We start from the raw sequence: 13,262 nt of genomic DNA on the forward strand, positions 1-13,262 counted from the left end.
TTATTTGCTCAGTACAACAGTTTGTTTGAAATGCGGGAAGAGATGCTCGAGTACTTTGTTCCAGCGCTCGAACTGGTCGGGCTGGAGCATCATGAAGTGATTCTCGAAGCGTTGCGTCAGCGAAAGACTTTCTTTCGTCTGGCCGTATTTGAGCTCAAAGCCCCAGACGTCGTTGCGGAACTGTTCGCCTTCGGGGAGGTAGCTGACCTTATAGCCGGCGGGAACTTTCAGCACGGTGCTGTACTCGTTGCTCGCCAGGAAATTGTACGAGATCGGCGAGTTGCGCTTCGGGAAGTCGATCTCCTCATGCTCGTAGGGCCGCATCAGGTTCAGGTTCACGATCCACTCATCGCCCACCTTGCGGGCGTAATCGGGGAGCACGAAATCGGCAGTGACCCAGCTGTCGTTGCGGTCTTCCGAAACGGTCATCTTCCAGTTGCTGAACCGGATCTTATTGTTGCCCCGGTTGAAGCGCGAGCGGAAATATTCCTCGCGCTCCTTTTCATTCTTGTAGTTCAGCAGGCCGTACATGTTGTCCGACAGGTAGCCGGTGAGGTGCACACGCAGCTTGCCGGTCAGGCCTTCGGGACCCAGCTCCAGGAACGTGCTGTCGACGCAGCGGTTTTTCTCCGGCGGCACTGTTTCCACGGTGAGGAGCTTGTATTCGTTTTCACTGATGCTCACCAGTGCCTGCTTGTCCTGGATGTGGGAGGAGGGAAATCCGAAGATGCAATCCGAGTCGGTGCCGTCGAGGAAAATGTACTTATCGTCGATCTGCACGGTGCAGATCATGTGGTTGTCGACGATCGGGAGCGGCACTTCGGAGTAGCGGTAGGGCAGGTGCCGGGTACCGATCCAGGTGTAGTAGGCCTTGAGCCCGGCGATACGCAGCATCGATGTGAGGATGCTGGCCATGTCTTTGCAATCACCGAAGCGGCGGCTGCACACCAGCTGGGCGGGGCGCGGCACAAAGCCGCCCATCCCGTCTTCGAAGGCAACGTACTTGATGTGTGCCTGTACCCACTGGTAGATGCGGCGGGCTTTCTCGCGCTCTGTCGTCACGTCCTTTACGAGGCCTTCCGTGATCTGCTTCAGCTCAATACCCGGGTCGCTATTGACCTCGCGGATGAAATTGTAATTGTATTTATACAGGTCATTCACATCCGAAAGCCAGTTGGTCCATTGGCCGTTCGCTTCGTACTTCTCGATGTAGAATATGATGTGCGTGGCATACCAGCTGTTGTCCGGAGCATCGCCGTAGTACGCAGCGCCCTTGTTGCCGTTCACCGTAAAGGTGTAGGTCACCTTGTCGCGCTTGCGGGTTTCGGCAAACTGCACCTTGTCGGCATTGATGCCGCGCACGAGGTACTTTACCTGCACGTTGGAGGGGAATTCAACTTTCAGGGTGCCGTTCAGCACCGGGAAGTAGCGATCCAGGTAAAAGGGGCTCAGGAGGTGCAGGTCGGAGTGCGTCAGCGTGTACTCGATGTGACGCGACACCCCGTCGCTGAGGCCGGCGAAGTCGAAGGAGGTAGTCTTGGCATCGTCGTAAAACACGTAGTCTGAGCGGCTGCTCTCGGTGCTCACGTTGGCCACCTTCATTTTTTTCCGGTCGGCCGATTGGGTGTAGGCATCCCAGCTCTTGAGCTCGCTGAACGACCCGTGGTAGATGCTGCCGCGACCCATCATCCGCGCGGCCTGCGCCGTGGCGAAGTTCATGTCTTCCGTGTAGGTCGTGCTCGCGGTCAGCTTGCCGCCGTTATTCTTGATCTGCACCTCGCAGCCCACCTGGGTATACACGGCCTGCGCATCGGGAAACTGTTGTTTCCAGTCCTGCGCCGCCGCGAAACCGCCGGAGAGTACCACGAAGAGGGTTGTAGTCAGTATGCTGCGCATCATTTGGCGTCCATTAAAAGTCCATAGTAATAAAACAGGTAGCTGATGCGCTTGCCGCTGGCATCGTATTGCGACTCCCAGCCGTTCGCCACTCCATTGACGTACTCGCCTTCTTCCTTCACCTTGCCATTTTCGTGATACAGCTTGTAAGCGCCGGTCAGCTGGTCGTGATCGTATTTGTACTCCGAGTATACCTTGCCATCGCGGTAGTATTCGTAAGCCACGCCATTGGTCTGGCCGTAGACTTCCTTGCTCTTGTAATAAACCTTCCCGTTGTCGTGGTACAGGATGTAGTCGCCGTTGAAGCGGCTGTCGAGGTAATCCATTTCAGCCGATTTGGTTCCGTTGGCATAATAGGCTACCAGGTGGCCGGTTCCGTCGGGGAGGGGGATAAAGGGAACGAGCTTGCCGTCCTTGCCCATGTAGGAATAGGCTTTGAGCTCGCCTTCCACAAACTGAAGGGCCATGATGAGGGAGCCGTCGGGCGCGTAGCGCTCGCAGATGCCGTGCTTTTCGCCGCTGCGGTATTCAAACACCCACTTCGGTTTCCCGTTGGCGAAGTAGATCTTATCCTTTCCGTCCAGCTCGCCGTTTACGTAGTTCTCTTCCTCATTCAGGTGGCCGTCCTCACTGTAATGCTTCCAGGGTCCCACGCGGTCGCCGAGCTCGTACTGGCCCGTCAGCTGTGTCTTCCCGTTGAAGAAGTATTCGATGTAGGGTCCCTGTAGGAGGCCGCGGTCGTATGTTTTTTCGCGCTGCACCTTTCCGTTGAAATAGTAGTGAGTCATCTTGCCCTGGTAGTCGCCGTACTCGTACTGGCCGTCGTAGCGCTTCTGCCCATTGGGGTAGATGCTTGTATAGCGGCTGCTCTTGTTATTGAGCTCGGTGTGGAAGATGCGCTTGCCGGTGGAATCGTACTGGTTGATGGCGCGGAGCCAGCCACCGTCGTATACCGTTTCGTTGTCGAGGCGGCCGTTGGCGAGGTAGCTTTCCGAGTAGCCGGTCAGGTCGTTGTCGCGGTAGGTATAGTGTTCGTCGGGAGTGCCATCAAGGTTGAAGGTCGACCAATCGCCGTCCTGGTCTCCTTCCTTGTAGTAGCCGACTTGCTGAAGCTTGCCATTCGGGTGCCAGGTCTTGTCGAGGCCGTCTTTGTCACCGTCCTTGTAGGCGATCTCGAACTCCTTCGTTCCATCGGGGTAGAAGCTCGTCACCGTACCCTCGATGCTGCCGTTCTTGTACGGAATCGTCTGGTGCACTTTTCCGTCGGGATAGAAAAGCGTCAGCAGGCCGTCGCGCTCACCTTTGTCGTTGTAGGTCTGGTCGGCGTTCTTGCTGCCATCGGGTGTGTAGGCCGTGAAGGGGAAGCTGCGTCCCTTGCGCTTGAAGGCCGCGATCTCCTGGCCGCGCTTGTCGAGGTAGCGCACTTCGTTCATCACGCCTTTATCGTACACGGAGGTGGAGCTTTCCTTTCCATCCCAATCGTAGAAGTGCGCCGTACCCTGGAGCTTGCCTTTTACAAAGGGAGAGTTGCTGCGCAGAACTCCCGCAGCGTCGTATTCTTTGAGGTCGCCCTCCATAAGGCCGTCCACGAAGCTGCGCTGGTCTTTGAGCTTGCCATTGGCGTGGTAATTTTTGGCGATGCCCTCGATCTTACCGGCCTTGTAGCTGGCTTCGTAGGCAAGCTGGCCGTTGTCGTGGTATGATTTGTAAAGTCCTTCGAGCTCGCCGTTTTCGTAGTGGCACTCGATCTCGAGCTTGCCGTTTTTTAAGTAGCGCTTGAAGGTGCCCGTTTGCTTGTCATCTTTCATGCTGCCTTCCACGCGGGTGCGGCCCGAAGCGTAAAAGACCTGGAACGGACCGTCTTCCTTGCCGTCTTTGTAGCTGGTGACCGACTTGCGGCGGCCATTGCTGAAGTACTGCGTCTTGGCGCCGTCCAGCTTGCCCGTGCTGCTGTACGTGGCGGTCGACGAAAGGGATCCGTCCATAAAGTAAACCGTGTCGGCGCCGGTTTGAACGCCGTGGATCCAATTGTCGGTGCCGCTCACAACGCCATTCCCGTAGAAATACTTCCAATAGCCGTGGCGCTCGCCTTTTTCATCGTAGTTGCCGATGGCCTTGACGTTGCCGCGCGCATAGAAATATTCCCAGGTGCCGGTCGGGTCCTGCTTGTCGTTCACACGGCCGCGCGCCGCGAGGCTGTTGTTGGCCGTGATGTACTGCGCGGGGGCGGCGGCGCGGCGGCTCGCCTGGAGCTCACGCGTGCTGCGGATTCCGTTGAAGTAATTGACCGCCTCGGCGATCGCGTTCTTCACCTCGCGCGTATTGTGCTTCATGTACTTCTGGATCAGGTCCACCTGCACCGAAGAAAACGCGTGGTTCACGATCGGCTCAAAGTGCTTGTTGTCGGCCAGCGCACGCAGGAAGGGTACATAAAATTGCATGTAGAAGTCGTCGCTCGACTCGTCGTATTTCACGATGTCGAAGAGCGCCTGCAGCTGCCGCACGATCTTGTCGTCCAGTTTCGTCTGCAGCTTGTAGCTCGACTCAAACGCCATTTTCGACAGCAGTACGCGCTCCTCGCGGGCAAAGACCTCTTCCTCCTTGCGGTCCTGGATCATCTTCTGGAGCTCCTCGCGGTTGTTGGCGATCTGGTCGAGAAGGCTGATGGCCGCCTGGTGGTGGCGCCCCTCCGGGTTGATGACGAGGTAGGTAAACAGGGCCATCATGGCCGGCACAATGCGGCCTTCCTTGAGCGCGCAGGTTGCCAGCTTCATATGGGCGCTGGAATAATAGGGATTGCCGATCAGGAGCGTCTTGAGTTGTGTCGCTGCTTCCGGGTGGCGATTGAGGCGGATGAGCGTGATGGCGCGGTTCAGCATCGCCTCGTCGGAGTTGGGGTACTTGGCGAGCACGCTGTCGTAGAGGCGGAGGGCCCGGTCGGACTGCGACATGTCGTCGGCGAGGCTGGCCTTCATCAGCATGAACTGGGCTTCCATTGCGCCGGTACCGAGTTCCTCGGCTTCGCGGATGGCATCCAGGCCTTGCTGGAAGCTGCTGTCCTGCTCATAGCTCATAGCGAGCTCATAAAGCGTCCGCAGGTAGTTGGTGTCGTTGCGGGGGATCGTCCGGTACAACCTGATGGCGTCCTTGTACTTTCCTTCTTCGTGCAGTTGGCTGCCTTGCTGCAATACAAGGCCGGAGTTGATCAGCGCGGGAAGTTGCGCCTGGGCGGCGGCGCCGGCCAAAAGGGCCGACAGCGCCAGAAGAGTCTTTCTCATGCAGTAGTGGGTAAATTGGGGAACAAATTACAAAAATCCTTACTAAATACGGCATACTCACCCGTAATTACCTAACGCCCTGTCACATGGGTCGGAGGAGGCGTTGCATGCCGTCGTAATCGAAGGCCGAAAAACCCGCCTGCGGTGCCTTGGCATCGGCGAGCATGGCGCGGGCGACGTCTTCGGCAGCGATCGGGCGGTATTTGCGGAGGCCGCCCAGCAGGAGGGGGCTCAGTAAGGGGAGTGTGGCCTGGGCGATGCGCTCACCGGGGCGGCGCTCGCCGCGCTTGCCCAGCAGCAGCGAAGGGCGGAACACGGAAACCGATGGCACGCCGGAAGCGCGGGCCGCTTCTTCGGCTTCGCCTTTCAGCCGGAGATAAAAGTTGCGGCTTTGCGGATCTGCACCGATGGCCGATACAAGCGAGAAGTGCTTCGCCCCGGCGGCAGCGCTCCAGCGCGCGGCGGCAGCGGGAAGCTCGAAGTCCACGCGTCGGTAGGCGTCCATGTCCTTCTTTACCTTTTGCAGGGTGGTGCCGGTGGCGCAAAACACCGTGTCGCTTCCCTCGAGCCCGAGGCGGAAGGATTCGGCGTCGGCAAAATTCAGCAGCTTCACCCCCGTACGCGGGCCTGTTGGACCGAAGGGACGGCGCACAAGCAGGCGTATGTTGCTGAAGTAGCCATCGGCCTCGAGCAGGCGCAGCAGGTGCCCGCCGATAAGGCCGGTAGCACCGATGAGGGTCGCGGTACGTGTCATGATTTTTGTTGTATCCTTGCTTCCATGGAACCTATGCAAATTCGGGAAAATTATCCGCTTCGGGGCTGCAACACCTTCGGCATCGAAGCCCGTGCCCGCTACTATTTTGCGGTCGATTCCATCGAGGCGCTGGAAGGGGTGCTGGCCGGGCCGCTCCCCGCGGAGGCGGGCCGCCTGCTGGTGCTCGGCGGCGGCAGCAATATCCTGCTCACCAGCGACGTCGACGGGCTGGTACTCAAAAACGAGATCGGCGGCATCGAAACCATCCGCGAAGATGACGAATTTGTATACGTGCGCGCCGGCGCGGGTGTCAACTGGCACACGTTCGTGTTGCACTGCCTCGCAAAGGGCTTTGCCGGTGTCGAAAACCTGTCGCTTATCCCGGGCTCGGTCGGTGCGTCGCCGATGCAGAACATCGGGGCCTACGGGGTCGAGATCAAAGACGTATTTCACGAGCTCGAGGCCCTGCATATCGAAAGCCGCGAGCGCCGCATCTTTAGCCATGCCGACTGTGCCTTCGGCTACCGCGAGAGCGTTTTCAAAAACAGGTACAAGGGACAATACATCATCACCTCGGTAACATACCGGCTGCGCAGGCAGCCCGTGTTTCATACCGAGTATGGCGCCATCCGCCAGGAGCTCGAAGCCATGGGCGTTACCGAGCTGAGCATCGGCGCCATTTCGCAAGCCGTCATCAATATCCGCACATCGAAACTGCCCGACTGGCACGAGATCGGGAACGCCGGTTCTTTCTTCAAGAACCCGCAGGTGTCGCTCGCGAAGTATGCAGCGCTGAAGGAGGAGTATCCTTCGATCCCGGCCTACCCGCAGGAGCCGGGTATGAAGCTCGCCGCGGGCTGGCTCATCGAGCAGTGTGGCTGGAAGGGCTACCGCGACGGCGACGCCGGCTGCTACCCGAAGCAGGCGCTGGTGCTGGTCAATTACGGCAATGCCCGGGGCAGCGAGATCTATGCGCTCAGTGAAAAGATCATCGGCTCGGTACAGGACAAATTCGGCGTCACGCTGGAGCGCGAGGTCAATATAATTTGAGCACCGAATACCGCATAAAAAAAGGAGCCGCGTGGCTCCTTTTGTATTCAGGTGTCAATTGAAATCTTCTTCTTCCTCCTCGTCATCAAAGTCCGACGACGGCATGTTGAACATGCTGCCCATCAGGTCCTTGAATTCGACCGACGTTTCGAGGATCTTTTTGCTGATGAGCGAGAAGGCTGCCAGGCCGTGGAGCACAAACTCCATCAGGAGCGCGGCTTCCGTTTCGTTGGCACCCGCGAATTGCTTTTTTACCAGCGCGTGCAGGCCGTCCACAGCATAGAGCTGGTTGATCTTGTCGCGATCGCTCAGGGCGAAGAGCAGGTTTACATGGTTGCCCTTGTCGAACCAGTTGATGATGGAGCGGTAGGGGTTATCGACGGCTTCCGGCGCGGCGCCTTTTTTCGGGGCCCGCTTCTTCAGCGTTTCGGGGTTCGGGAAGTACTGAATGAATTGCGTGCGGATGGCTTTGTTGAGCAGGTTCATCGCCACCTGGTAGGGGCCTTCCTGCTCGCCTTCGTACACAAGCTCGATCTTGCCGGTGATGGAGGGGATGATCCCTACAAGGTCGGAGATCCAGACCTGCGTGCTGCTTTCGCGGTTCACCAGCGCGCGGCGCTCGGCGGCGCTTACGGCGTTCTCAAAGGCCGAGATGGTAAGGCGCGCACTGACCCCGCTTTTCTTGTCCACAAACTCCGAGGCGCGTGCCTCGAAGGCAACCTGCTCGATCAGCCGCTTCACCAGGTCGGCAACGCGCACCAGCTCTTTCTGCTGCGGCTCGATGTCGGCTTCCTGCTCGGTGATGGCAAGGGCGTCTTCCAGGTTTTTCGGGTAGTGCGTGAGGATCTGGCTTTGGATACGATCCTTGAGCGGCGTCACGATGGAGCCGCGGTTGGTATAGTCTTCGGGGTTGGCGGTAAACACGAAGAGGATGTCGAGGGGCAGGCGCAGCTTGAAGCCGCGGATCTGCACGTCGCCTTCTTCGAGGATGTTGAACAGCGCTACCTGGATCCGCGCCTGCAGGTCGGGCAGCTCGTTGATCACGAAGATGCCGCGGTTGCTTTTGGGGATGATGCCGTAGTGAATCACGCGCTCGTCGGCAAAGGAGAGACGAAGGTTCGCCGCCTTAATCGGATCGACGTCGCCGATCAGGTCGGCTACGCTTACATCGGGTGTGGCCAGCTTTTCGCCGTAGCGTTGCGAGCGGTGGATCCACTCGATGGGCGTGTCTTCGCCTTTCTCCGCGATCAGCTCACGCGAATGTCGGGAGATGGGCTGCAGCGGATCGTCGTTGATGTCGGAGCCCGCGATCACCGGGATCCATTCGTCGAGCAGCTCGGTCATCTGCCGCGCCATGCGGGTTTTGGCCTGGCCGCGAAGCCCAAGGAACAAAATATTGTGCTTGCTGAGCAGGGCGCGCTCCACGTCGGGAATCACTGTTTCCTCGTAGCCCACAATGCCACTGAAGGTTTCTTCCTTTTGCTGCAGCTTTCGTATCAGGTTCTGCCGGATCTCGTCTTTGATGCTTTTCGGCGTATAGCCACTTTCTTTCAGTTCCCGGATCGTGTTGATGTGCTTGATATCCATTCTTCGTTACTCCAAAATTCGTTATTCGATATTCGTTATTCGTTATTCGATATTCAGTAAAGCGTCTTCCGCTTGCCGCTTTCAAAATCACGGAAGATAAATGCCCCCAGCTTGTCGAGCGAGGCAAAGAAGGCCTTGCCGTTGTTGGTTTCCGTAAACTCCTGCACGAAGCGCTGAAGGTAAGGGTCGGTCGCGATCATGAAGGTCGTGATGGGGATCTTCAGCTTCTTGCATTGCGCCGCGAGATTCATACAGCGGCTGGTCACTTTGCGGTCAAGGCCGAAGGAATTCTTGTAGTAGCGCTTCCCGATCTTGAGGCAGGTCGGCTTACCGTCGGTGATCATGAAGATCTGCTTGTTGGGATTTTTACGCCGCCGCAGGATATCCATGGCCAGCTCAAGACCGGCCACCGTATTGGTGTGGTAAGGGCCCACCTGCAGGTAGGGGAGGTCCTTGATCTCCACCGGCCAGGCGTCGTTGCCAAACACGACAATATCGAGCGTGTCTTTCGGGTATTTCGTGGTGATAAGCTCACTGAGCGCCATCGCCACTTTTTTCGCCGGCGTGATCCGGTCCTCGCCGTACAGGATCATCGAGTGCGAGATGTCGATCATCAGCACTGTCGATGTCTGCGCCTTGTAGTCGGTTTCGCGGATCTGCAGGTCGTCCTCGCTCATCGAGAAGGTGTCGAGGCCGTGATTGATCTGGGCGCTGCGGATGGACTCCGTAAAATCGATCTGCTCCAGGAGGTCGCCAAACTGGAAGGGACGCGTATTGGGGCTTTGCTCATCGCCTTGGCCCGGCTTGAACGTGTTGTGCTCGCCGGAGCGCGATTTTTTCAGCTTGCCAAAGATCTCTTCGAGGCTGCGCTTGCGGATGCCCTGCTCGGTCTTGGGCGTGATGCGGATCTCGCCCGCGTTGTTCTCATCGGTGATGAAACCTTTTTCCTTCAGTTCGTCGATAAAATCACCGATACCGTATTCGTCGTCGGTGAGCTCGTATTGCTTGTCGAGCTCGTTGAGCCATTGGAGGGCCTCACCCACGTCGCCGCTTGTATACGTGAGCAGTTGCATGAACAGGTCCAGCAGCTGCTCGAAGCGGGTTTTACCGGATTCGTTGGGGTCAAACCGGGTGAAATGAAATCCTTGCATAACGGCACAAGCTACATCAAAACCATTTCGGCGCCAGCGGGCGAAACGTTAAGAAAATGGGTTGCCCGATCGCTCCGTCGGGCTGCAAAAAAGAATGCAGCCCCGGGGGACTGCATTCTCGTCATTTATACACTTCGTAACCTTACTGACGGTGCTTCGTGGTATCCGCGGCGCGGTTGGCCGGTACCTGTTCGGGCATCGGGATGGTAGCCGGGTTATAGCGGCGCTCCATACCGGGCAGCAGCTGCGTGAGCAGGAAGTTGTTGATGTCGTCCTCGCGGGCAACAGCCGGGTAGAAGTCTTCCTTTTCGGTCTTGAGGTAATCGTAGTACGCCTTCTGCTGGGTCAGGTCCTTGAGGATCGAATCGTGCAGCTTCCTGGCGAGTGCCGTATGACCGGCCTTGTACGCAGCCTCGAGGTAAAGCAGGGCTGTCTGGTTGTGCGCGTTGAAGCGGCTCACCATGGCGTAGGGCATGTCCTTCGGCGAGATCAGGGCTTCGGCACGATCGAGCAGTTGCACAGCTCTTGCCTTGTCGCCTTTGTCGGCGAGGTTGCCCGCTGCCTCTGCAAAGGTGGAGCGGATGTTGAGGAGGTGGCGGCGGTTTTCTTCGTCAAAATAAACATCACCGCGTTCGGCGCCACCCGCGCGGAATTTCTTCATCAGCACGTCGTACATCCATTCGCTGTTGTTGTCGCGGATCGAAGAGCCACGGAGCGCCTGGTCGATGATCCAGTTTTGCTGCGGGAAGGAATTCTTCACCGGCACGAGGCGGTAGGTCATGCCATCCTTGCGGAGGTATTGGCCGAAGCCGAGGTCGCCATAGGGCGAGGTGAAATAGATCGGGCGCTCCCAGCCTTTGGCGGCATTGGCCGCGATCACGTTGAGGATCGTCAGCTGGTCGAGCGACAGGATGCGCTTTCCTTCCGAAAGATCGAAGCGCAGGCTTGGCAGCACCGTGTCGGTGGGGTTGACGGTGCCGTTGCGCTGGGCCGCAGCGATATCAACCGGAACCGTGAAGCTGCGGCTGTAGAGGGTCGCCATAACGTTCGAGCGGTCGTCGCCCTGGAGCTGGCGGCCAACGTCTTCGCGCATCACACGAAGCAGGTCAACAGGTGCCGGGTTGTTGTTCGGACGAACCTGTATGTACGACAGGCCGGTGATCTGGTCGGGCGACCAGATGACGTCGATCGGCGCGCTCTGGTTCACCTTGTAGCGAAGCTGGTTTACATACCAGTCGATACCCAGAAGGCTCGTGTTGATGATGCGGATATCAGGTCGGACACCTTCCGTTTCCTGGGCGTACCAGAGCGGGTAGGTATCGTTGTCGCCGAATGTGAAGAGGATGGCGTTGGGGGCGCAGCTTTCGAGGTAGTCGCGGGCCACGTCGGGAGCGAGTGTCTTCTGGCTGCGGTCGTGGTCGTCCCACTCCTGCATACCCATAATGACCGGCGCCGACAGGCAAAGAAGCGTGGACAGTGCCGCCGCGGGAGCGAGGCGCACACCATTGCCCGAAACGGCCCGCACGATGAAGTAGAACAGGGCTACGAGCGCAGCATACAGCAGCGTAGCGAGAAACGCTGTTCCGATCGCCGGTCCGAACGAAGTGGTTGTGTTGCTCATCAGCGTGATGGCAAAGGTGGCGAGGCCGCCATACAGCAGGCTGTTCGACAGCAGCGACTTGTCGGCCCGGTCGCGGGCAAGGCCCACGAAGCCAACCACCGCAAGGCCGATCCAGATGCAATACGCATAGAAGGATCCCGCATAGGCATAGTCGCGCTCACGCGGCTGGTTGCCCGGCTGGTTGAGGTAAAGCACAATGGCGATACCGGTAAAGAAAAACAGCAGGAAGGAAACAACCCAGTCTTTGCGGTCCTTCATGAAATGATAGACACAGCCAAATACGCCGAGCAGGAAGGGGAGCAGCAGGAGCTTGTTGCTGGCTTTGTTGTGCTGAATGCTTTCGGGAAGCTTCGACTGGTCGCCGAGGCGGGTGTTGTCGATAAGGCCGATGCCGGTGATCCAGTTACCGTCACGCTTGTTGCCGTCGCCCTGGATATCGTTCTGGCGGCCTGCGAAGTTCCACATAAAATAGCGCCAGTACATATGGCCCATCTGGTAGGTGATGAACCAGTTGATGTTGTCGCCATAGGTCGGTGTTTCGTAGCCTTCCGGCTGGCCATCCTGGCCCTGTGTACGGCCGATGTTGAGCCAGCTGGCATAAGCATCGGCGTGGCCCTGCTCGTTGCCGCTGTCCCAGATGCGCGGGAAGAGCATCTCGTCCTTGCCTTCGTAGACATACTCACGGTTGTAACCGAGCTCCACATAGCGGTCCGCGTTGCGCGTATACCGCATGTTGGTCTCCTTCATCTCGTACTGCGTACCGCTGGCATCGACTTTCGGAAGTGCTGCGAAGTGCGGTCCATAAAGAAGCGGAGCGGCGCCGTACTGGTCGCGACCCAGGTAGGATACGAGGCTCATCGGGTTGTCGACATTGTTCATGTCGATGGCCGGGTTTGCATTCGAACGGATCATCGTGGTGCCGTAGAGCGAATAGCCCAGCATCATGAAGATGAACGACCAGAGGCCGAGGCGGAGGAAGGACCAGCCGCGGCGCTTTGCGGCACGAAGGCCAAACCAGATCGCGACGGCGAGCAGGATGAAGAAGAAGATAAAGCCACTGAAGAAGGGAGCGCCGAAGCCGTTGACAAACATGATGTCAAACTTGCCCGCGGCCTTTACGGTCCACTGGATAACGACCACCTGCACGATGCCCGTGATGAGGCAGCCGATGAGGAAGGCAGTGATGGCGCCGCGCTGCGTGTATTCGTAGCGGCGGTAGTAATAGATCATCACGATCGCCGGGATCGTAAGAAGGCCCAGCAGGTGCACACCGATGGCGAGACCCGTCATGAAGGCGATGAACACGATCCAGCGGTCGGCATAGGAGCGGAGCTGGCGGTCACCGGCGGCTTCCACGTCGGCGCGCTCCCATTTGAGCATTGCCCAGAAGATCAGCGCAGTGAAGAAGGAAGAAAGCGCATAAACCTCACCCTCTACGGCACTGAACCAGAAGGAGTCGGTGAAGGTATAGGCAAGACCGCCCACGATACCGGCGCCCATGATGGTGGCCGTTTGCGCGCTGTTGGGCTCGGCGGTGTAGCCGACCATCAGCTTGCGGGCAAAGTGCGTGATCGTCCAGAAGAGGAACAGGATGGTAAAGCCGCTTGCCAGCGCGTTCATGATGTTGACGGCCTTGGCTGCAGTAGCGGGGTTGTCGCCGAAAAGAATGATGAAGAAGCGACCAAGTAAGGTAAATAAGGGAGCGCCCGGAGGGTGGGGCAGCTGAAGCTTGTAGGCAGTGGATACGAATTCGCCGCAGTCCCAGAAGCTTCCCGATTTTTCGGCAGTCAATACATAGACCAGGCAGGCAATGATACACACGACCCAGCCGGTCAGGTTGTTCACTCTTTTAAAGTTCATACAGAGTTATGGTTGTTTTGCCCCAACGGTTTTCGGGGATTGTCGCAAAAATATAGGGAAGGGGC

The 13,262-nt window shown here is 58.1% G+C and carries 7 protein-coding genes; 1 reads left to right on the forward strand and 6 read right to left on the reverse strand.

All coding sequences use genetic code 11. The features are described 5' to 3' along the window. From ACYU7Z_RS03005 to ACYU7Z_RS03015, 3 genes are all read right to left on the reverse strand, one after another. On the reverse strand, positions 1-1,899 hold the full coding sequence (locus tag ACYU7Z_RS03005) for a transglutaminase domain-containing protein (protein ID WP_460567225.1): 1,899 nt from the start codon (positions 1,897-1,899) through the stop codon (positions 1-3). After that, complete coding sequence (locus ACYU7Z_RS03010; RefSeq protein ID WP_460567227.1) at positions 1,896-5,174, reverse strand: tetratricopeptide repeat protein; 3,279 nt, start codon at positions 5,172-5,174, stop codon at positions 1,896-1,898. The genes ACYU7Z_RS03005 and ACYU7Z_RS03010 overlap by 4 nt, the downstream gene beginning before the upstream one ends. A gap of 82 nt (positions 5,175-5,256) precedes the next feature. Continuing rightward, entirely contained in the window at positions 5,257-5,928 is a 672-nt protein-coding gene (locus tag ACYU7Z_RS03015; protein ID WP_460567229.1) for a Rossmann-fold NAD(P)-binding domain-containing protein, read from the reverse strand. Positions 5,929-5,952: 24 nt separating this feature from the next. Here ACYU7Z_RS03015 and murB point away from each other — a divergent pair, with 24 nt between their 5' ends. Beyond that, the gene (murB, locus tag ACYU7Z_RS03020) at positions 5,953-6,978 is read left to right on the forward strand and encodes a UDP-N-acetylmuramate dehydrogenase (protein WP_460567231.1); all 1,026 of its coding nucleotides are present in this window, start codon (positions 5,953-5,955) and stop codon (positions 6,976-6,978) included. Between the two features lie 54 nt (positions 6,979-7,032). Here the strand turns inward: murB and ACYU7Z_RS03025 are convergent, their stop codons facing one another. The 3 genes from ACYU7Z_RS03025 to ACYU7Z_RS03035 all read right to left on the reverse strand — a co-directional run bounded on the left by ACYU7Z_RS03025 (position 7,033) and on the right by ACYU7Z_RS03035 (position 13,197). Further along, entirely contained in the window at positions 7,033-8,565 is a 1,533-nt protein-coding gene (locus tag ACYU7Z_RS03025) for a magnesium chelatase (protein ID WP_460567233.1), read from the reverse strand. A gap of 53 nt (positions 8,566-8,618) precedes the next feature. Continuing rightward, positions 8,619-9,716: a vWA domain-containing protein gene (locus ACYU7Z_RS03030; RefSeq protein WP_460567235.1), complete on the reverse strand. Its 1,098-nt coding sequence runs from the start codon at positions 9,714-9,716 to the stop codon at positions 8,619-8,621. A 142-nt stretch (positions 9,717-9,858) separates the two neighbouring features. Continuing rightward, positions 9,859-13,197, reverse strand: a complete 3,339-nt coding sequence (locus ACYU7Z_RS03035) for a glycosyltransferase family 117 protein (protein WP_460567237.1) — start codon at positions 13,195-13,197, stop codon at positions 9,859-9,861. Positions 13,198-13,262: the final 65 nt, after the last annotated feature.

This window comes from Flaviaestuariibacter terrae, from assembly GCF_054777635.1.

What these genes read in the sequence shown, in the direction of transcription:
- ACYU7Z_RS03005 (WP_460567225.1), bottom strand. Translation starts at nt 1,899, where the DNA reads ATGATGCGCAGCATACTGACTACAACCCTCTTCGTGGTACTCTCCGGC.
- ACYU7Z_RS03010 (WP_460567227.1), bottom strand. Translation starts at nt 5,174, where the DNA reads ATGAGAAAGACTCTTCTGGCGCTGTCGGCCCTTTTGGCCGGCGCCGCC.
- ACYU7Z_RS03015 (WP_460567229.1), bottom strand. Translation starts at nt 5,928, where the DNA reads ATGACACGTACCGCGACCCTCATCGGTGCTACCGGCCTTATCGGCGGG.
- murB (WP_460567231.1), top strand. Translation starts at nt 5,953, where the DNA reads ATGGAACCTATGCAAATTCGGGAAAATTATCCGCTTCGGGGCTGCAAC.
- ACYU7Z_RS03025 (WP_460567233.1), bottom strand. Translation starts at nt 8,565, where the DNA reads ATGGATATCAAGCACATCAACACGATCCGGGAACTGAAAGAAAGTGGC.
- ACYU7Z_RS03030 (WP_460567235.1), bottom strand. Translation starts at nt 9,716, where the DNA reads ATGCAAGGATTTCATTTCACCCGGTTTGACCCCAACGAATCCGGTAAA.
- ACYU7Z_RS03035 (WP_460567237.1), bottom strand. Translation starts at nt 13,197, where the DNA reads ATGAACTTTAAAAGAGTGAACAACCTGACCGGCTGGGTCGTGTGTATC.